Genomic DNA, 20312 nt, shown 5'->3' on the forward strand with positions numbered 1-20312 from the left:
TAGCGTTTATATCTTAGACGTAGATTTTGGCAAAAGGGTTCCCAGATAATTATTAAAATATTTTTAATAATTCAGTATTAATTACCTCATTTGACTAATTTATCCAATAGGTTCTGTTTTTCCAAAAGAAATAAGATTGGTGCCAAAAGCAGACCCCCTGTCACTCCTTGGGTGATATTTGGAATGACTCCTAATACTGCCACAGGAAATCCGTACAGAATGCTCTCAAAGGCCAGATAGCCCAAGACCATCACTAAACTGCCTGAAAACACCGCCAAGGAAAATACAATCATTTTCTTGCTCTGACTAGGCTTATGTTTGGTCAAGGATAGATAAATCAGACCTACGATCATGGCATCCATTGCCTTAATGATCAGGGAAGCCGGGGCGTAAATCACGTAACCCGCCAAAATGTCTGCCAGCAGGGATCCTAATCCGGCAGCGACAGCACCATAGAGGGGGCCTAGAAGAATGCCGCAGAGATAGACGACACTGTCTCCCACGTGAATGTACCCTTTGGTAGGGGTGGGGATGCGTATCGCCATGGTGCCTACCACCACAAGGGCAGCCATTAATCCGGAATAAACGAGCAGCTTGAGCTTTGAAGTATTTGAAGTATTCATGATCTCTTCTCCTCCCATAGATTAAGATAAAGTTGAAAAATATTCGGAGATAATCCAAGTTTTATCCGGATATCTTCTTATTGATAAATATTATAAAGCAAATTTAGTAAATTAAAAGTAGATTTTATTCTTTTGTTCTTGACAAAATGTTTATTTCATAATAGGATGATGCCAAGAACTTTGTTTATGAACCTGAAAATCCCTGAAAATAGATATTTATAAACCGTTGATTGAGAATAGTAACATTAAAGCAGTTTATCTTCAGAGAGTCGCAGATGGTGGGATTGCGGCGATAATGTTTATTGTGAATGGACTCAAGAGGGCGATGCAGAAATGATTTTAAAAGTATGCGAGCCGGGAGCTTCACCCGTTATCAAGGGAGCGTGTATGATTGTACACGAAATGAGGGGCGTATTTTACGCAATTTGGGTGGTACCGCAGAGATCATAGTCTTTGTCCTAAAATTTAGGATAAAGGCTTTTTTTATTTAAAATAATAAACAAAAAGAAGGGAAGGAACAGAAATGGCAAATATACCTTATAAAATTTATTTATCGGAAGAGGAGATGCCCAAAGCATGGTATAATTTGAAAGCTGTGATGAAAGAACTGCCGCCCCCTTTTATTAATCCTGCGACCTCAAAACCCTGCACAGCTGAAGAATTGAATCATGTTTTCTGCACAGAACTGGTGGATCAGGAACTGAACACAAGGGATCAATTCATTGACATTCCCGAAGAAGTGCACAATTTCTATAAAATGTATCGTCCTTCTCCTCTAGTCAGAGCTTATTGCTTAGAAAAAAAATTAGATACCCCGGCGGAAATCTATTATAAATTTGAGGGCACCAATACCTCCGGTTCCCACAAATTGAACTCCGCTGCCGCTCAAGTTTTTTACGCAAAGAAGCAAGGGCTGACCTCGTTGACCACAGAGACAGGTGCCGGCCAATGGGGAACCGCCTTGGCGATGGCTTGTGCTTATTACGATATGCCTTTAATGGTCTATATGGTGAAGGTTTCCGCAGAACAGAAACCCTACCGTAAAGCCGTCATCGAAACCTATGGCGGCAAGGTCATCCCCTCCCCCTCTGTTACCACGGAGATTGGCAGAAAAATCCTGGCTCAGCATCCTGACACAGGCGGTTCCTTGGGCTGTGCCATTTCTGAAGCCCTGGAAACCTCCATGAAGAAAGAAAACTGCCGTTATGTCCTGGGCAGCGTGCTGGATCATGTCCTGCTCCATCAGTCCATTATCGGGGAAGAAACGAAAGCAGCCTGTGAAAAATATGAGATTCAACCTGATATCCTGATCGGCTGCGCCGGCGGCGGATCCAATTTCGGCGGTTTGATTGCCCCCTTTATGGGAGAAAAAATTGCCGGCAAAAATAATATGGAGATCATTGCCGTAGAACCGGCCTCCTGCCCTTCTCTGACCCGGGGCAGATATGCCTTTGATTTTGGCGATACGGGACAAACGACACCTTTGATGAAAATGTACACCTTAGGTTCCGGCTTTATCCCTTCTCCCAACCATGCGGGAGGATTGCGTTTCCATGGGATGAGCCCCATCGTTTCCAAGCTATACCATGACGGCTATTTCAGCGCCCGTTCTGTAGAGCAGACCAAGGTCTTTGATGCGGCGACCTATTTTGCCCGCTGCGAAGGCATCCTCCCGGCACCAGAATCCGCCCACGCCTTAAAAGTGGCCATGGACGAAGCTATTAAATGCAAAGAAACCGGTGAGAAGAAAACCATTCTTTTCGGACTAACCGGTACCGGGTACTTTGATTTATCTGCCTATATGAGCTATAACGACGGCACCATGGAAGATCACATACCCAGTGATGAAGAACTGGAAAAGGGCTTTGCCACCCTGCCCCAGGTGGAAGCATAATAGAAAAATACGAGTAAAAAATATGACCGGTCACGAGAGGGTAACAACCCATCAAGGCCGGTCTCTTTAATATTTAAAAACCATCTGGTCATCACGGGATTTTTCCACCTTGGAAATTCTTTACTCCATATTAGATCTGCAAAAATTAATCGTCATGATCTTACCGAGTTATGCTATAATAAAATTTAAGTTGCGCACTTAGGAGGTAAAATGGATTATGGATAATAAATTGAATTTGCTTATATTTAGCCCTACCGACACGACAGCTAAGACTGTCCGGGCAATCGCCCATGGAATCAACGAAAATTTCAGCGAATATAATATCACCTTGCCTGATAATCGTAATTCGGAGATCATTTTTAATGAAAACGATGTGGTCATCATTGGAGTGCCTGTCTACGCAGGAAGAGTCCCGGCATTATTGTCCGATTACTTTACAAAAATAAAAGGGAACCATACCCTCGCTATATTCGTCGTGGTGTATGGGAACAGGGATTATGATGATGCTTTGTTAGAACTGAAAAACATCTTTGAGGAACGTGGTTTTATGGGGATCGCAGCCGGTGCTTTCATCGGGGAACATTCTTATACCAACAAAGTTGGAACCGGGAGACCGGATCAGGCTGATTTGGAACTGGCTCGGAATTTCGGCATTAAGATTAGAGAAAAATTAACACAACTCAAGGATCATCCTGGGACTGAAACGGCTGCACTAGCTGTTAAAGGAAATTATCCCTATAAAGAAAGAACTTCGATGCCGCCTACTAAGCCGGAGACAAGTGATCAGTGCATCTCTTGCGGCATTTGTGCGGAAAATTGCCCAACGGGAGCGATTGACATGAAGGATTACAGCGAAGTAGATGCTGCAAAATGCATCAGATGCTGCAGCTGTGTGAAAAAATGCCCGGTTGATGCGAAAGCGTACAATCACGAGCTTGTCCAAAAAATTACCCAAAACCTGATTGAAAAATTCAGCATGGTAAGACATGAACCTGAGCTTTTTATTTAATTCGAATGATTATAGCATAGAATGAAATCTATACTTCGATTGCATGCACACAGGGAGGGATATTGTTGTATACGGTACCGGTAATAATGCTGTTCGTTGGTATAGGGCTTCTGGTCTATGGATTGATGAACCCAAAATCCAATGAAAGTAATGATGCCAAAGTTAATATTCTGCAAAAAAAAGTAAAAAAAATGATCAATAAGACTCCTTCTGCTAATTCTTTACAGGTGATAGAATTGCATAATCAAGGCTATTCTTATGGTGAAATTTCCGATATGCTGAATATGAATATCGGATCCGTGCGTCTGATTGTAATGAGATATATAAAGGGGAACCAATCATGAAAATTTCTCGCAAATATTTTCTTGGATTAGGATCAGGATTAATCATCAGCTCCTTGATTATTTTTATCATGTTGGGCAGCGGAACCTGGCTCTCGGCAGATGAAATGGAGAAATTCAAAGCAGAGTATGTATCCCTCCAGCAAGAAAATAACTCTGCTAATAATTCTCAACAGAAATCCTCAAATGAAATTGATCCTTCTCTTACCCAAAAGATTCAGTTTACTGTACCCAGTGGAGCAGGTGCAGGAAAAATTGCTGATTTATTGGTGCAGCAAGGCATCATCACAGATAAAAAGGCATTTTTGGACGCAGTGGACCAATTAGATATGGCTGATAAATTTCAAACAGGTACATTTACCCTCAGCAAGGATCAATCCGAACTCGAAATTATCAACATTCTTATTAAGTCTCCCGATAAAAAAATATGAATTAAAGAAAACGCTGACATGAGCAAAAATGAAATTAGCTCTGTCAGCGTTTTTTCGTTTCTTAAAATCCTTTGTATTGCGGCTCCTGCTGTTCAATTTGCTGAACCCTGCCTTCCACTTGGTGAATAACCTGCTGAGTGGTCTGGGCTGCGTACTCAAAGATTGTTTTTGCTTCCTGGTTTTGAGTGCTGAGAGCAAATTGCTCCAGACTGGCCTGAGCGCCTTTTAATGATGCCAGACAAGTTTTTACATCGGAAGAAACTGTCAAGTTTTGATCACCTCCCTGCCTTTGATACCTTATTAGTATTTGTTCGTTTTTAAAAACTAATAAGTGGAATTATATGGCACCTTTTCTAAGCATGAAACTTCCTTTCCTATGAAATAATAGAATGAATAAATGATTCACGGGGAGGTGTGTTTTTCTTGGAGTGGTTGGAAATTATTTGGCGCACCATTCTGGTAATCATCATACTTTTTACTTTAACGAAGTTATTAGGAAAACGACAGCTTGGTCAGCTTTCCTATTTTGAGTATATCACCGGTATTACCATTGGCAGCATTGCGGCCTATGTTTCTATGGATCTGGATATCACCTGGTACTATGGTATTCTTGCCATGGTAGTGTGGACGGCAGTGGTATATGGTTTAGAATCTATCACCCTAAAGAGTAAATTTGTCCGGGATATTATCGATGGAAAAGGTGTTGTGCTCATTAAAGATGGAAAAATCATGGAGGATAACTTAACAAAACTTCATCTGACAGCTGATGATCTTCTGGAGGAAATGAGGGGAAAAAATGTCTTTAAAGTGGCTGATGTAGAATTTGCCGTGTTAGAAGCAAATGGAAAATTTAACGTCCTGTTAAATAAAGAGAATCAACCCTTAACCCCCAAAGACTTAGGTCTCAAAACGGTGCCAGAACGAGAGCCGCAAACAGTTATTATCGATGGTAAGATCATGGATGAGCCCCTGGCGACCATCGGATTAAGCCGTGAGTGGCTGCATACGGAACTTGATAAAATCGGGGTGGCAATAGAGAACGTTTTTTTGGGACAAGTGGATGCTTACGGAGAACTATTTGTTGACTGCTTCGATGACAAGATTAAGATTCCCCAACCCCAGCAAAAGGCTCTGTTATTGGCAACTCTGAAAAAATGTGAAGCCGATATTGAAATGTTTGGTCTCAGCAGTAACAATAGCTTCGCCAGAAAAATGTATCAAGAATGTTCAGAGCAGCTTCAGAACGTCATCGCTTCCCTTTATCCAATTTTATCCAGATAAGGAGCTTATAGATGTCTAATAAGAAAAAGAAAAAATTAACACCTGTACAGCAAGAGTATCAAAAGTTAGTTCAAAAACAAGAACCAAAAAGGCCGGTCTTCATCAATTGTCTCCGTGCCTTTATCGCGGGAGGCACGATTTGTTTAATTGGACAAGGTGTTCAAACAGGATTTATTCGTTGGGGCGGGTTTGAGCAGAAAGAGGCAGGAAATCCCACTGTGGCCGTGATGATTATTCTGTCAACGTTACTAACTACCATGGGGTTGTACGACAAAATTGCTCAGTGGGCCGGAGCCGGCACGGCTGTTCCTGTTACAGGGTTTGCCAATACCATGACTTCTTCCGCTCTTGAGCATAAAAGCGAAGGCATGGTTTTGGGGGTGGGCGGTAAAATGTTTGAGCTTGCCGGCCCAGTGATTGTGTTTGGCACGGTTGCCGCTTTTATCATGGCTATGCTTCATTGGATATTTGAACCTGGTATCGGAGGATTGATGTAATATGCTCCAGGGCTATCAGAGCTGGGTCTATGAAAACCAGCCTGCAATAATAGGCAGGGCTGCCGTTGTGGGACCTTTTGAGGGTCAGGGGCCTTTGGCCGACGATTTTGATATTATTCACGGTGATTTAATGTTAGGGCAAGACAGCTGGGAGAAAGCAGAAAAGACATTATTAGAAGAGTCGAATCAGCTGGCCATCGAAAATGCCGGTTTAACCAAAGAGCAGATTAACTTTTATATCGGCGGAGATCTGATGAATCAAATCATCAGCAGCAGTTTCGCCGCCCGAACCTTGTCCGTACCTTATATCGGAATCTTTGGCGCCTGCTCCAGTTCGATGGAAGGTTTATCTTTGGCTTCATTAATGATTGCTTCAGGTTCGGCAAATTATGTGTTGGCCTCTGCCTGCAGCCATAATGCCAGTGTCGAAAAACAATTTCGTTACCCCACGGAATACGGATCTCAAAAACCTCCCACTGCCCAGTTCACTGTCACCGGATCCGGATCTGCTGTTCTGGCCCGGGAAGGAAAAGGCCCCAAGGTCACATCGGTAACCATCGGACGGGTGGTAGATATGGGTATCACAGATCCTTTTAATATGGGCGCAGCCATGGCTCCTGCAGCCGTAGACACAATCCAGGCTCATCTGCGGGACCTGCAGATTGGTCCGGGTTATTATGATTTAATCGTAACCGGGGATCTGTCAAAATTAGGCTATCAATTGGCTCGTGACTTATTTGATAAACACAAGATCCCCATCAATGATACCCAGTATTTTGACTGCGGCATGATGATTTACGATTATGAAAAACAAAAGATACAAGCAGGAGCAAGCGGCTGCGGCTGTTCGGCTGTTGTCACTTACGGACATCTGTTGAAAAGGCTGCAAAAAGGTGAATTTAACCGCATGCTGGTGGTGGCCACCGGTGCCCTATTATCTCCCTTATCCTTTCAGCAAGGTGAAAGCATCCCCGGTATTGCTCATGCCGTAGCTATTGAAAGAGGGGAGGCGTAACATTTGTTTATGGATTTTTTTTGGGCATTTGTGGCCGGAGGCTTGATTTGTGTTTTGGGACAGATCTTATTTGATGTGTTTAAATTAACACCGGCTCACACTATGACCTTTATGGTGGTATTAGGTGCCGTCACCGGAGGATTAGGCCTCTATGAACCCTTTATTGAATTTGCCGGTGCCGGAGCCACGGTTCCCATATGCAGTTTTGGCAATTCTTTGTTCCAAGGTGCGATGCAGGAATTGAAAGCAAACGGTCTTGTTGGAGTCATTACCGGAATTTTTGAAATAACCAGTGCCGGGATTTCTTCAGCGATCATCTTTTCCTTTTTTGCCGCCTTATTTTTTAAACCCAAGGGTTAAACTTGTTTTAATAAGCGTAAATAATGATTAGCTTCCCGCAAAACATGGTCGCCCAATAATGGTAATATGATCGACTTAATTTGGCACTCCAATATGCCCTTGGTACCCTGAGCCTTAAAATTTCTGATTTCTATCGTTTCCTCCCTGCTTTCTTTTGTCACCCTTGGCAGCAAGGCCGGATTACGAAGTGCATTAGCAGCTAAAGCGGTAAGTCTTTCAAATTCTTGTGCGAACATATTAGCAATATCGATCAGGTGTTCTTCTGAAGGATCAAGCATACCTCTAATGAATTGGGCATGTTCTTCGATAATATGGTTCCAAAAATGCTCTGTTTCGGCCGCACTCCTTATCGTATCATTTTCACGTCTGTTTTGAAGCCTTTCTAAGTGATTCAAATAATACAATGCTTCCTCTCTTATGTGTTCAATCATGGAAACGTAATTATGAGTATAAAGCCGGCACGATAAAACATCCTGATAAGCCGTTTCTTTAAAATCTGCCAGACGCTGCACGGTATTGATAATCCTGGTGTTAAGTCTTTCGACCACGGCAGCCGTGACATTTTCCTGATTTACAGACTGTTCACCTCTTAATTCAAGTTCATCCATGGTAACCGAGGTATCAATCTGGATTCCGGTGAAAAATTCGGTCATTTTTTCCGCATTTAAAGTGAAATCAGTTACAAACTCTCCTGATAATGTTGCTTCCGGGCTTATTTTCCCGTAGGATAGATTAACTGTTTCCTGCAACAATGCTGTCAACTCATTTTTGAATTGGTCCGCCTGGGCTGACAGATCCCGATTTTTTGGTGTGAAACCCCCTTCAATAAAAATAGCGTGTTCTTTCATAATGCGTAAGAAAAATAGGTTCAGCTCCAGAGATTGTCTCACAAACTCCCCTTTTGAAAGCATAAAATCCATCCCTTCATTAAAAATAACTCTGAATTATCATATTCAAGTTATTCAGTAATGGCAGAAATGAATCTTGTACCGGAATTTATTTTTCCGCTTTCCTTATTCCATCTTCATTCCATCTTCAGATTTTTAAAATAGCAATGATAATCCTCCTCAGTAATTTGTCTTATTACCTTACATGGATTACCCACAGCTACTGTATTGGAAGGAATGCTTTTTGTTACGATACTGCCGGAACCAATCACCACATTATCTCCAATGGTAATCCCCGGATTGACAAAAGTTCCCCCGCCAATCCATACATTATTACCGATTTCAATGGGAAAAGCATATTCTATCCCCTCATTACGCAGTTGGAAATGAACAGGATGACCGGCAGTATAAAGAGACACACTTGGCCCAAACAGAACATTATCTCCGATGGTGACCTTGCTGCAATCTAAAATAATACAATTATAGTTGGCATAAAAATTTTCTCCGATAAAAATGTTATAGCCATAATCGCATCTTAAGGGAGATTCTATCGTAAAATTTGCTCCGATCTTGCCAAAAAGTTTCTTTATAATTTCATTTCTCTGCTCAATCTCAGCCGGATGCAGGTGATTAAAATCAAAGAGCATTTCTTTAGCATGTTGTCGTTCGCCTGATAATTCTTTTTCAAAAGATTGATATGGTTTCCCGTTTAACATTTTTTCTTTTTCTGTCATCACATCAGTCAAAAGATTACCTCCTTCGTGCCCCAGCCGGGCATGAATATTCCCCCATCAGATTTTTTTCCAAAGTTTGAATCAATCTCTCGCCTGTCTCAGGAATTGACGATAAATACGGCTGTAAGCATCCAGCTCCTGCCCCAAGGTAAACTTAGATGCTGTCAGTTGAGCTGCACGCTGTCCCATCAGATGCCGCTCTACCGGGTCTTGCACTAATATTTTTGCATCCTTTACAAGTTCCTCCTGATTACTCACATAAAATCCTTCAACGCCTTGTTCGATAATATTAAGGTTCCCGGGTACCCCGGTTAAAATACAGGGTTTGCCCAGACTCATGGCTTCCAAAGCCCCCTGGGGTTGACCTTCACAGTATGACGTATTGATTACGATATCACCCAGACGAAGTACGCTCATCATCTCTGAGTGAGGTATCTCCTCCAGATAGATCACCCAGTCCAGACCGCGCATCCGGTTCAAGATCTTTCTGGTATAATCTTCTTCAATCGCTGCACCCATAATCAGCAACCGAACCTCAGGAAATTCATCCTGTACAGCAGATAGTGAATCAATGGCCAGTTCGATATGTTTTATGCGGCGCAGACCGCTGGGCAAGAGAAATACCACCTGGTCTTCCGATAAACCCAGTTCACCACGGTTTTTTTCCGCACCCGGTTCTAGAAATACGCCCTGCGGAATCGTCACCAGTTTTTCAGCAAGAGAAAGGGATGGTCTTGCCGGATGCTGAAAACCAGGGTAAACGTCCTGAATAATCTGATGAAAATCATCATTAAAGACCACTATTTTTTGCACAGTTTGGAAAGTGTCCAGGATCATAGATCTTTTTTCCCCCAGCAGATCACAATGTATGTCCGTTCCGGTAGTAGTCAAGATTAAGGGAATATTGCGCATTTGGGGTATTGCCTGGAGGACTTCTCCGAAATACCGAGCATGAAAACCATGGATCAGAGCATATTTTGACTTTGCTAAAGCATCTTTGAGATATTCCTGCCAATTTTCCCTTTCCAAGGATAACCGATCAATCTGAAATCCCCGGGAGGTTAAACCAACCAAGAGGCGGGCTGTGGTAATACTGTTGCCTCGCTGGTCTTTATCAAAGGGAGTAATTATGAGTACTTTTTTATTAGCAATGATTGAAACCACCCATCAAAAAATTTGTTTTGAAAAGAAAAATCTCACTATTCACATATTTGAGCCCGGATCAATTGAAAACATTCACAATATTTTCCTTTCCCGGTCATGACACCCCGGTAACGGTTCAAACCTTGAATGGCTTCATGATAGTTAATGTGCCTGGTTTGTGATTTGTGAAGCTGCAAGGCCTCAATTTTAGCGGTTATAAACTCACTGATATCTTCACTATGGCCAACTGTCTGCAGCGGAGTCCAAATCTCGTAGCCCAGGATATTTTTGACTGACCAGGGCTCCTGGCCGCACCCCTGATGCCAGGGACCTGCTGCCCGGCGGCATCCTTCCAGACCCAAGCGGTAAGTGATCTGATGATCCGGCACATCATCCTTACTGTTAGGCAGATAAATATTAGACGGCTTTATGGCCCTGATGATAGTTACCATCCGATCTAAATTTTCTTTATTAAATTCAAGATAACCATCGGGACAGCGCAGAAAAGTCAGATCTGTGACGCCAAGTTTAGCAGCAGCACTCTTGGCTTCTGCTTCTCTGATCAAACCCAGTTCTTCTGGCGAATATTGCATACTCCCGTCTTCTCCGGAAGTCATATATAAGATAGCGACATGATTTCCTTGCTGGATATGCCGGGCCATGCTGCCGCCGCAACCGATGATATCATCATCCGGATGGGGGGCGATCACTAGAATGGTTTTCATAGGAACCTCCTAACTAAGAATAGAATAATACTCACTGTCTTTATTCTGCCAACCTTTAATATGCATAATTTCGTTTAGGATATCAAGCATTTACAACATATTATTTTCCACATCATATTTTATATTCCTTGTTCATGATAAATCCTATCAACATTGGCTGTCAAAAAGAAAGGGACAGAGCACCTCTGCCTGTCCCCGTAACCCTCTAAATATTTAGAAGTTTACTTCAGTTCCGTAATAAGTAGCTTCAAATAATTTTTTCATTTGTTCTACGGATATTTCTCTTGGATTAGTACCTGTGCAAGCATCGGATATAGCACCTTCAGAAATTTTATCTAAATTAGCCTTAAAGTCCTCTTCTGATATGCCGAATTCTTTTAATGTAGTAGGCATATTCATCGCAGTTCTAAAATCTTTCACCAGTTGAATTAAGGACTGAACTAATTCATCTGTTGTTTCCCCTTTTAAACCTAATCTCTTAGCTATGTCAGCATAAATAGCTGCGGCGTCCTTGGCGTTATATTGTATCGCATATGGTAAATATATGGCATTGGCACAGCCATGGGGAATGTCGAATACTTTTCCTGTTTTATGAGCCATGGAGTGAACTATTCCTAATATTGCATTTGAAAATGCCATTCCTGCTAAACATTGAGCCAGATGCATTTCTTTTCTGGCTTCTTCATCCCCGTTATAGGATTTGACGATATTGTCAACAATCATTTCTATTGATTTCATTGCCAAAGCATCGGTGATTGGATTTTTAGCTGTTGAAACATAAGCCTCAAAAGCGTGAGTTAAAGCATCCATTCCCGTATTAGCTATTAATACCTTCGGCATGTTTTGTACTAAATTCGTATCGACGATAGCAACGTCCGGGGTGATGTTATAGTCGGCTACAGGATATTTAATACCTGTTTTTTCGTCAGTGATGATTGAGAAGGCCGTAACTTCTGAACCGGTGCCGCTTGTCGTCGGGATCGCGATAAATCTAGCCTTTTGTCTTAATTCCGGTAAGTTGAATGGCTTGGCCGCTTCTTCAAAAGTAAAATCCGGATACTCATAAAATATCCACATGGCTTTAGCTGCATCGATTGGTGAACCGCCGCCAATGCCAATTATTAAATCAGGATTGAATGCTTTCATAGCCTGAGACCCTTTCATAACCATTTCAACAGAAGGGTCATTTTCAATTCCTGAATATATTGAAGTTTCTATATTAGCTTCCTTTAACAATTCTTGTACCTTTGGAACTGTTCCGTCCTCGATCAATCTTTGGGAACCAATAACAAGCATCGCTTTAGTTCCCTTTACTGATTTTAGATACTCCAAAGCATTTTCTCCAAAATAAACATCCCGCGGTATCGTAAATCTTTGCATTATATTTCCTCCTTCATTTTAATCACAATTTAATCACAAAGTATTGTGTAATGTAATTCTACCACAATTTACACCTTTTCTCAAGTATTTGTCCAATCACAGCTCTCACAGCCAGAGGAAGTTTTCATCAAGAGTATGAATTTCGGTCTACCCGACCTCAAAACCTGGTATCTTCACTTTTCACCATTAAAAAATCCTCAGATTCCTCCCGCTTTATTTAAGTCATTGACAGATAATCGCCAAAGATATAATGACGCTACCGATCCATAGGGTGAATAACGTTTGCGGTAGTAGAGAAATCTATCCTTCGTCAACTCTTCCAGCCCATATAAATTCATCATACCGCGCCGGATAGCCAGATCGCCGTAACTGACTACATCTGGACGACAAAAGGAAAATAAAAGCAACATTTCCGCAGACCACACCCCGATACCCGGCATCTTAACAAGATGTTTAATTGCTTCTTCATCCGGCATTGTGCGCAGGGCGTCCAGATCCAGTGTTCCGTCGAGGACCGCCCGTCCGATGCCTTTGATGTAGTTCACTTTTCTCATAGACATGCCGCATTTTTGGATGGAGGTCTCTTCGGCCATGGCAATATTCTCCGGCGTAATCCTGCCCAAGAGGGACTGCAGCCGCTCCAATACTGTATCTGCCGCCTTGCTAGAGATTTGCTGACTGATAATACAATCGATCACAGCCAAAAAAGTATCCGGTTTCACTTCCCGCTGAATATAACCAATCCGATCTATTGCCTCCCCCAGTTTGCGATCTTTCTTTTTCAGATACCTTATTTCGGTATCCCCGTATGCAAAATATGTCATGTAAAATTCCAATCCTCCATTTCAGCTGTTAAGAAAAACCGATTTCTATTTATTATAATTATAACAAAAAAAGCAGCCGGAAGCACTTATGCTATCTGAATGTATTACCCCTTGTAAAAGATGGATAATAGTGATAGATTTTTAAATGAAAAATAATTAATTATAACTTAGCACAAGTCGATATTTATAAATGATACTAACATATTGGCAGGCCGCAAAATATTGTAGAAGGCAGGAAGAAAAAATGACAAAGATATTCAAAGGAAATATTCTTTTTACCCCCACGCCGGAAAAGTTTACTATCATACCCCATGGACATATTCTGGTAAGCGAGGGGAAGGTAAAGGCTGTTTATCAAAAACTCCCGGAAGAATATCGCAACCTTGAAATCATAGATTACCAGGATAAATTAATTATTCCGGGCATGAATGATCTGCACTGCCATGCTTCCCAGTATAAACATATGGGCATGGCAATGGATAGAGAATTGATTCCTTGGCTGGAGAACTATACATTTCCTGAGGAAGCTAAATTCCAAGATATTAAATATGCTGAAAAGATTTATCAAAGATTTATTAAAGAAATTTGGAAACAGGGTACGACGCGGATTGTGGTCTTCGCTACCGTTCATAAAGAATCGACCATGAAATTGTTGGACATGTTTATTCAGTCAGGGCTGGGCGCTTATGTCGGCAAGGTAAATATGGACAATAATTGTCCCGATTATATCTGTGAAACCTTGGAAGACTCCCTGAAGGATACGGAAGAAATAATTATTAAGTATGGGGACAAATCTTCTTTAGTCAAACCGATCATCACCCCCCGCTTTGCGCCCAGCTGCAGTAAGAAGCTTTTAAAAGGATTGGGGGACTTAGGTAAAAAGCATGGTATTCCCGTCCAGTCTCACCTGTCGGAAAATAGAAAAGAGGTACAGTGGGTGAAGGAATTGTTTCCTGATGCCGACTCTTACGGAGATGTTTATAAGCAGTATGGTTTGTTTGGCGATACCCCCACCTTAATGGCCCATTGCAGTTTATCCTCGGAAGAGGAAATGACTTTAATGAGAGAAAACAATGTGCTCGCCGTGCATTGCCCCGCTTCCAATCTCAATGTGGGCAGCGGCATGATGCCGATTAGAAAGTTCATCAATCGAGGGATTAAGCTAGGGCTAGGCTCAGACTTAAGCGGCGGGCATACTCCTTCCCTGATGAAAACGATGGTTTATGCCATTCAAACATCAAAGATCTTTTGGGTAAATTCGGAGAAACAAATGGATTTTCTCACCAATTCTGAGGCCTTTTTTATTGCTACCAAAGGGGGAGGCAGTTTCTTCGGCAAGGTAGGCAGCTTTGAAGAAGGTTATGATTTTGATGCCTTGATCATTGATGACGGAGAATTAAATTATCTGGATTATACTTTAGAAGAACGCTTGGAAAGATTTATTTATGTAGGGGATGACCGTCACATTTTGCACCGTTATGTCCGCGGCAGCTTAATTAAAGAACCGGTTTTGTGAACAACCACCACCTCAAAAGGTGGTTGGTTTTTTTTACAGAGGGTTGTAACAAAAATGTAACAAATAATCATTAAAATTTAATGGTAAAATATAGGCACTATGAATTTTAGGACGTGAGAATATGATTGAAAAAAATATACTGATTGCAGATGATGAGCCGCGCATGAGAAAATTAGTGGCGGATTTTCTGAAAAAAGAAGGGTATCAGATCAAGGAAGCATCTAATGGACGCGAGGCAGTAGAGGCCGTCAAAGGTAAGCATCCGATTGATCTGGTTATTTTAGATGTAATGATGCCGGAAATGGATGGATGGACTGCATGTCGAGAAATCAGAAAAAGATCCTCCGTGCCAATTGTCATGCTCACTGCCAAAAGCCAGGAAACAGATGAAGTTTTCGGTTTTGAATTAGGGGCGGACGAATATGTAACCAAGCCTTTTAGTCCCAACATCTTAGTTGCTCGGGTTAATGCCATCTTGCGCCGCTTGGAAAAGCAGGAGGAGTCTTTATTGAAGTTCAACGGTCTGGAAATTAACCTAATGGGGCATCTGGTTTCTTTAGATGGAGAAGAAATTGAATTAAGCCCCACTGAATATGATCTGCTTCAATATTTAATAAAAAACAAAGGACTGGCTTTAAGCCGGGAACAAATTTTAAGTGCTGTTTGGGGTTATGATTATTATGGAGAAAGCAGAACAGTTGATACCCATATTACCAGGTTAAGAACCAAGCTGGGGAAGGAAAGCGGATTAATCCAAACTGTGCGTGGCTTGGGTTACCGTTTTGAGGCCAATGTATGAAGAAGTCATTAAGCTTTAAGTTATTTTTAGCAATTGGCTGTTTAGGTATTGCATTTATTTTGCTTTCCTGGCTGATAAATGCCGGATTTATGGAAAAGTTTTATCTTAGCCAAAAAAAATCTATGTTGTTGGAGAATGCTCAAAAAATTGAAGAGGTATATATGGGAGATCCCGGGGAGATTCAATCGGTTCTTAAAAGAGCGGAAAGCGAATCGGGTGGTTATACCTTTATTATTAATCCCCAAGGGCGAATTATTTACAGCTCTTTCTTTGAACCGGATAGTCCTGAAAGACCGAGGCGCTCTCCCCCTTTCCCCTTTGTCCGGGAGCCGGTAACCTGGATTAATAAATACCAGTATGAAATTAATCGGGACCACATGTCTAATAGTGAATTTTTAACCTTCAATTATCGTTTTGATAACGAGGACCGATTGACCGTTATTGTCCCTTTAGCTGCCGTAACGCAAAATATCCGGATCATGAATAAATTTTTTCTTTTTACCGGTTTAATTATTATTGGTTTTGGAATCATCTTTGCTTTTCTCTTTTCCCGGAAATTCACCCGGCCAATTTTGCATATCAATGAGATCGCACGCAATATGGCCAACCTTGATTTTAATCGAAAATGCCAGGTGAACAGCAAGGATGAAATTGGGGAATTGGCAGAGAGTATTAATGTTTTGTCGGAAGACCTAGAGCGCATGATTGGAGAATTAAATATCAAAAACAGCCAGTTGGAACAAGACCTTGCCAAAGAACGGGAGATTGATGAAATGAGGAAAGAATTTATTTCCAATATATCTCATGAATTAAAAACTCCCATCAGCTTAATCCAGGGTTACGCCGAAGGCTTAAAGGTAAATGTCAACGAGGATGAAGAAAATAAAGATTTTTATTGTGAAGTGATTATGGATGAAGCCTCCCGGATGGATAAAATGGTGAAAGAATTATTAAAACTATGTCAATTGGAATCAGGTTTTTCTCATCTGGAAAAAAGCATTTTTGATCTTTCCCCTTTTATTGACCGAGTGGCGGGGAAATTCCGGTCAGTTTTCCACGCGAAAAAAATCAATCTCCAAATAGAAATGGGAGAGCACCTATATGTGGAGGCGGATCAGTATCGAGTGGAACAGGTGCTAGTCAATTTTCTGAATAATGCCATTCAATTTGCTGATTATGAAAAAATCATAAAAATCCACACGGAAAAGACACATGATAAAATCGAAGTATCAGTATTTAATACGGGTAATCAAATTCCGGAAGAATACCTGGAAAAAATTTGGCTTAGTTTTTATAAGGTGGATCAAGCAAGAACCAGGAGTCTGGGCGGTACCGGTTTAGGTCTCTCCATTGTAAGAGGCATCATGGAAATGCACAACAACAAATACGGCGTTGAAAATGTGGATGAAGGAGTGAGGTTTTGGTTTGAACTGGACGCGGTGCCAGAAAAGTCTCAACAAACTGAAACTAAACAGTAACAAATCTGTAACAAACTGTGGGTACAATTGCATTTGTAAGGCTAATTTAAAAAATGAAAGGAGCACAAAAAATGAAGAAAAAAATTGTAGCCGCAGTTTTAAGTGGAGCACTGGCCGGAGGGATTCTGGTTTCTGCCGGTCCGATCATGGCAGACACTGCCAATGCCAATCAGCAGACAAAACCTGCTGTGATGGAAATGAGGTGCGATGGTGTTATGAAAGGACATATGGCACCGGGATTCATGGGAAAAGGTCAGGAAGGGATGTCTACTATTCTGGATGAATTGGTAGCTGACGGCACCATTAATCAAGCCAAAGCTGATCAGATTTCCAGCTTCATCACTCAAAAAGAAGAGGACACGAAGGCCCAATGGGAAGAAATGAAGAATATGACTCCGGAAGAAAGGGCTGCAGCAAGGGAAGACAGAGCAGCAGAAAAAAATGAGATCAGAGATAAAAAAGGAGGTATTTTAACCGAGCTGGTTGATGAAAAAATCATCAATCAAGATGAAGCAGATGCTATCCAAGAAAAACAACAGGGGAAGATGACAGCCCAACGGGAGGAAATGGCAGCAAAACAGCAAGCAATGATGGACGACAAGTTTAATCAATGGGTGGCAGCTGATGTCATTTCTGAAGATCAAGCGGATCAAATAAAAGATTTTTTGGCAAATAAAGCTGAGGAAAGAAAAGCTCAGATGGATAAACTGCAAAATATGACCGATGAGGAAAGAAAGTCCTTCATGGAAGAGAACAAAAATAATAATAAGGATATGAATATACTGGATGAAATGGTTGATCAAGGGATCATCAGTCAGGAACAAGCACAAAAAATTGCTGAGGAAATGCCGAAAGCCGATCATTTTGGATTTGGACATAGAAACTGGGATTCTGTGTCTCAAGAACAGGAATAAAGGCGAGCTCAGTTGAAATATATACCCCGTCACTCCCTGGTTGGATTTAATCAACCAGGGAGTTTTCTTGTTAAGTGTGACTGGTGAGTAGCGCATACGAGACAAAAAGAGTCCTGACCGGCTGCTTTTTTTCGTCCGACTATCGCCACCTTATTAGAATAAATCGCTATGTGTTCCTGTTCTGGTCAAATACAAAATCAATTCATCTTCCGCAATTTCATAAATTAAAAGCCAGTCAGGAGTGATGTGGCACTCCCGACAGCTTGTATAATTGCCTTTTAACGAATGATCTCTGTAGTTTTCGGCAAGCGTTTTCCCTGCGGCAAGCTGTTTAATAACCGCCGTCAAAAGGTCGATTCTATACCCGCGTTTTGCCGCCAATCTCAAGTCTTTTTGAAACTTCGTAGTCGGTTTTACGGCATACATCAGCCAAGCAACTCCTTCATCATCTGGTCAACATCGGTGTATGTCTTGCCCAAAGACGGATTGTTTTTCATCTGTTGGACTTCTTCTATTGCCGCTACCGTTTCAGCATTGGGTACATTCATGGAAATTTCAAAAGGTATTTTCTGCTGCCTGACCATCGTTCTTGCAAAAACATTAAACGCCGCCGTCATGGTTAAGCCTAAATCAGTGCAAAGTTTGTCAAATTCCTTCTTCAATTCTTCATCCATACGGATATTGATATTGGTCTGTGCCATCGTATCACTCCTTCGCTTATTGCTATATCCATTATAAATATTTTTATTTACAATGTCAATAAATATGTTTACATGAAAACAAAATCAAAAATTTCCTGAAGCCTCGGATATTAAAGGTGTAACCCCTGATGAATACGAAAATGGTTTTGTAAGCATTATCAGTGTTGACTTAGATGAATACTCAAAGAAATACGGAAACAAGGCTGTTAAGAAAACTTTATCTATACCGGGTTGGCTTAACTCTATTGCAGAAAAAGAAAACGTAAATTATTCTCGTGTCCTGCAAAATGCCTTAATAAAGCATCTTGGCCTGGAATCTTATCGTAAAATCAAAAAGCAGCCCTGACCGGCTGCTTTTTTTCGTCCCAAAAAAGAACTCCCTGCATCTGATTGTTCAGGCTCTCCAAAACTCATAGAGAAATAAAATTAAAAAAATATTGAAGCAAAAAAAGATCCACTTCTTGACTCCAAAGATGAAGACAAACCGCAAATCTTAAATGAGCCTGTGGGTAATTTTCATCCGTTAGAAGAATGTTAGAAAAAAGGACCTTCGTTTTCCGAAAGCCCTTCTCCTTGTTGCTTTTGAATGGTGTCGGAGACGGGACTTGAACCCGTATGGTTGCCCACACGCCCCTCAAACGTGCGCGTCTGCCAGTTCCGCCACTCCGACATATTTTTTTATGTGCAGATTAAAATTAATTCATGCACAAAACGTATTATACCATAAGCCTGGCTATGATTCAACTAGAATTTATTCAATATATTCTTCATATTTTTCGTAATTCAAGAAGCCTTCCCAAATTCCAAGTGAATTTGTTTAATAACGCACTGCCACTTTTATCTTCACTTCTACCAATCCATCTGCAGCAAATCCGGCATCAGGCTTTTAGCTGTCTCCTTTACCCCAAAATCTCCTTTTGCTCCTAATATGGAGTAAATCAACGAAATTTGCCCCGTGATATCATCAATATTATCCACGGTTGCCATTAGCTTGCTGTGGCCATTTTGATTATAATATGGGATATATGAATAAGAAACTGAGCTTGATTCTACCCCAATCACTTTAACATCTTTCCGGATAAAGAAATCCGCCAAGATTAAATCCAGGTTTTTGACCTGTTCTTCCGACTCCCTGTCACTGCCACCGACTAAGATCACGGCATCAATAGAATTTCCTGTCACCCCGGAAATATTGATCATTCCTTCCTCGGCAAAATCCGACATGATTCCATTTTCATCCCCAAATAGAATTGCCTCCCCCAACAATTCCATGATCGGTTTTTCTGCATCCGTTTCCGGGAGTGTGAGGGAGCTGCTTACATGGGCCAGAGAAAAATCATTGGCAAGAGAAATCACCGCATCCACCTGGGCTCCGGCAAGCTCCAAAGGATTAATAATCTCATTTAAACTGTTCTTTTGATTGCTGTTGGTTTGAACCACCACCACCCGGTAGTTTTCTAACTTGTTTTTAATCAAAGCGGGCATCATCTGGCGGCAAATTTCCTGATAGGTATCTGCCTCTTCGTTAGCTGCCGCCAATTGACTTTGGGTCAGTCCGTTTTGAATGCGCAGTTGCTGAAAATCCCCTTCCAAACGATTAATTAAGGCTTCTTGCTGGCTGCCGATAAACTCATTCCCCAAAGTCTGGCTGCCGATCAGCATACCAATCCCCAGGGCAAGAAAAATAGCCACCAGTGCTGTTACATGGTATTTAAAATCAATCACGGTCATTCCTCCCATGATGAATCTCTACCATAGCA

The 20312-nt window shown here is 41.5% G+C and carries 23 protein-coding genes, 1 tRNA gene and 1 other annotated feature; of the genes, 12 read left to right on the top strand and 12 right to left on the bottom strand.

Going from position 1 to position 20312, the window contains the following annotated elements; all coding sequences use genetic code 11:
- Window positions 1–86 precede the first annotated feature (86 nt).
- Entirely contained in the window at window positions 87–623 is a 537-nt protein-coding gene (locus CEQ75_RS14225) for an ECF transporter S component (RefSeq protein ID WP_089611705.1), read from the bottom strand.
- A 217-nt stretch (window positions 624–840) separates the two neighbouring features.
- Window positions 841–1087: a binding site (T-box leader), on the top strand.
- Between the two features lie 59 nt (window positions 1088–1146).
- Here CEQ75_RS14225 and CEQ75_RS14230 point away from each other — a divergent pair.
- From CEQ75_RS14230 to CEQ75_RS14245, 4 genes are all read left to right on the top strand, one after another.
- Entirely contained in the window at window positions 1147–2517 is a 1371-nt protein-coding gene (locus CEQ75_RS14230; RefSeq protein WP_089611707.1) for a TrpB-like pyridoxal phosphate-dependent enzyme, read from the top strand.
- A gap of 217 nt (window positions 2518–2734) precedes the next feature.
- Window positions 2735–3526: an EFR1 family ferrodoxin gene (locus CEQ75_RS14235; protein WP_089611709.1), complete on the top strand. Its 792-nt coding sequence runs from the start codon at window positions 2735–2737 to the stop codon at window positions 3524–3526.
- Between the two features lie 65 nt (window positions 3527–3591).
- Entirely contained in the window at window positions 3592–3870 is a 279-nt protein-coding gene (locus CEQ75_RS14240) for a DUF6115 domain-containing protein (protein ID WP_089611711.1), read from the top strand.
- The gene (locus CEQ75_RS14245; RefSeq protein WP_089611713.1) at window positions 3867–4298 is read left to right on the top strand and encodes an MltG/YceG/YrrL family protein; all 432 of its coding nucleotides are present in this window, start codon (window positions 3867–3869) and stop codon (window positions 4296–4298) included. The genes CEQ75_RS14240 and CEQ75_RS14245 overlap by 4 nt, the downstream gene beginning before the upstream one ends.
- Window positions 4299–4359: 61 nt before the next feature.
- Here CEQ75_RS14245 and CEQ75_RS14250 read toward each other — a convergent pair whose 3' ends face one another.
- The gene (locus CEQ75_RS14250; protein WP_089611715.1) at window positions 4360–4566 is read right to left on the bottom strand and encodes a DUF1657 domain-containing protein; all 207 of its coding nucleotides are present in this window, start codon (window positions 4564–4566) and stop codon (window positions 4360–4362) included.
- A gap of 155 nt (window positions 4567–4721) precedes the next feature.
- Here CEQ75_RS14250 and CEQ75_RS14255 point away from each other — a divergent pair, with 155 nt between their 5' ends.
- From CEQ75_RS14255 to spoVAE, 4 genes are read left to right on the top strand one after another with little or no spacing between them, the layout of a single operon-like run.
- Entirely contained in the window at window positions 4722–5579 is an 858-nt protein-coding gene (locus tag CEQ75_RS14255; protein ID WP_089611718.1) for a DUF421 domain-containing protein, read from the top strand.
- An 11-nt stretch (window positions 5580–5590) separates the two neighbouring features.
- A complete protein-coding gene (gene spoVAC / locus CEQ75_RS14260; RefSeq protein WP_089611720.1) occupies window positions 5591–6076 on the top strand; it encodes a stage V sporulation protein AC in 486 nt (161 codons plus the stop codon).
- Between the two features lies 1 nt (window position 6077).
- Window positions 6078–7091 (top strand): stage V sporulation protein AD, encoded by a 1014-nt coding sequence (gene spoVAD, locus CEQ75_RS14265; protein WP_089611722.1) that lies wholly within the window; start codon window positions 6078–6080, stop codon window positions 7089–7091.
- A 9-nt stretch (window positions 7092–7100) separates the two neighbouring features.
- Window positions 7101–7451: a stage V sporulation protein AE gene (gene spoVAE, locus CEQ75_RS14270; protein ID WP_089612654.1), complete on the top strand. Its 351-nt coding sequence runs from the start codon at window positions 7101–7103 to the stop codon at window positions 7449–7451.
- Here the strand turns inward: spoVAE and CEQ75_RS14275 are convergent.
- The 6 genes from CEQ75_RS14275 to CEQ75_RS14300 form a co-directional block, all read right to left on the bottom strand.
- The gene (locus CEQ75_RS14275; RefSeq protein WP_089611724.1) at window positions 7448–8362 is read right to left on the bottom strand and encodes a DUF2935 domain-containing protein; all 915 of its coding nucleotides are present in this window, start codon (window positions 8360–8362) and stop codon (window positions 7448–7450) included. The two genes, spoVAE and CEQ75_RS14275, sit on opposite strands and share 4 nt — an antisense overlap.
- Window positions 8363–8475: 113 nt before the next feature.
- Complete coding sequence (locus CEQ75_RS14280; protein ID WP_089612655.1) at window positions 8476–9072, bottom strand: sugar O-acetyltransferase; 597 nt, start codon at window positions 9070–9072, stop codon at window positions 8476–8478.
- 81 nt (window positions 9073–9153) lie between these two features.
- Entirely contained in the window at window positions 9154–10236 is a 1083-nt protein-coding gene (locus CEQ75_RS14285; RefSeq protein ID WP_089611726.1) for a glycosyltransferase, read from the bottom strand.
- 35 nt (window positions 10237–10271) lie between these two features.
- The gene (locus CEQ75_RS14290) at window positions 10272–10940 is read right to left on the bottom strand and encodes a PIG-L deacetylase family protein (RefSeq protein ID WP_089611728.1); all 669 of its coding nucleotides are present in this window, start codon (window positions 10938–10940) and stop codon (window positions 10272–10274) included.
- Window positions 10941–11153: 213 nt separating this feature from the next.
- Window positions 11154–12320: an iron-containing alcohol dehydrogenase gene (locus CEQ75_RS14295; RefSeq protein WP_089611730.1), complete on the bottom strand. Its 1167-nt coding sequence runs from the start codon at window positions 12318–12320 to the stop codon at window positions 11154–11156.
- A gap of 197 nt (window positions 12321–12517) precedes the next feature.
- On the bottom strand, window positions 12518–13144 hold the full coding sequence (locus CEQ75_RS14300) for a DNA-3-methyladenine glycosylase family protein (protein WP_089611732.1): 627 nt from the start codon (window positions 13142–13144) through the stop codon (window positions 12518–12520).
- 244 nt (window positions 13145–13388) lie between these two features.
- On the opposite strand from CEQ75_RS14300, the gene guaD reads away from it, so the two are divergent.
- The 4 genes from guaD (at window position 13389) to CEQ75_RS14320 (ending at window position 17851) form a co-directional block, all read left to right on the top strand.
- The gene (gene guaD / locus CEQ75_RS14305) at window positions 13389–14660 is read left to right on the top strand and encodes a guanine deaminase (RefSeq protein WP_089611734.1); all 1272 of its coding nucleotides are present in this window, start codon (window positions 13389–13391) and stop codon (window positions 14658–14660) included.
- 121 nt (window positions 14661–14781) lie between these two features.
- Window positions 14782–15459 (top strand): response regulator transcription factor, encoded by a 678-nt coding sequence (locus CEQ75_RS14310; protein ID WP_089611736.1) that lies wholly within the window; start codon window positions 14782–14784, stop codon window positions 15457–15459.
- The gene (locus CEQ75_RS14315; protein WP_089611738.1) at window positions 15456–16937 is read left to right on the top strand and encodes a sensor histidine kinase; all 1482 of its coding nucleotides are present in this window, start codon (window positions 15456–15458) and stop codon (window positions 16935–16937) included. The genes CEQ75_RS14310 and CEQ75_RS14315 overlap by 4 nt, the downstream gene beginning before the upstream one ends.
- Window positions 16938–17008: 71 nt before the next feature.
- The gene (locus tag CEQ75_RS14320; protein ID WP_089611740.1) at window positions 17009–17851 is read left to right on the top strand and encodes a hypothetical protein; all 843 of its coding nucleotides are present in this window, start codon (window positions 17009–17011) and stop codon (window positions 17849–17851) included.
- 153 nt (window positions 17852–18004) lie between these two features.
- On the opposite strand, the gene CEQ75_RS14325 is transcribed toward CEQ75_RS14320, so the two are convergent.
- The 4 genes from CEQ75_RS14325 to CEQ75_RS14340 form a co-directional block, all read right to left on the bottom strand.
- Entirely contained in the window at window positions 18005–18277 is a 273-nt protein-coding gene (locus CEQ75_RS14325; RefSeq protein ID WP_089611742.1) for a type II toxin-antitoxin system YafQ family toxin, read from the bottom strand.
- Window positions 18277–18552: a type II toxin-antitoxin system RelB/DinJ family antitoxin gene (locus CEQ75_RS14330; RefSeq protein WP_089611744.1), complete on the bottom strand. Its 276-nt coding sequence runs from the start codon at window positions 18550–18552 to the stop codon at window positions 18277–18279. The genes CEQ75_RS14325 and CEQ75_RS14330 overlap by 1 nt, the downstream gene beginning before the upstream one ends.
- A 587-nt stretch (window positions 18553–19139) precedes the next feature.
- Window positions 19140–19222: transfer RNA gene (locus tag CEQ75_RS14335), tRNA-Leu, on the bottom strand.
- A gap of 179 nt (window positions 19223–19401) precedes the next feature.
- Window positions 19402–20277, bottom strand: coding sequence for a copper transporter (locus CEQ75_RS14340; protein ID WP_157677483.1), 876 nt, complete (start codon window positions 20275–20277; stop codon window positions 19402–19404).
- Window positions 20278–20312 lie beyond the last annotated feature (35 nt).

It is taken from the genome of Dehalobacterium formicoaceticum (assembly GCF_002224645.1).
GTDB classification, from domain to species: Bacteria; Bacillota; Dehalobacteriia; order Dehalobacteriales; family Dehalobacteriaceae; genus Dehalobacterium; species Dehalobacterium formicoaceticum.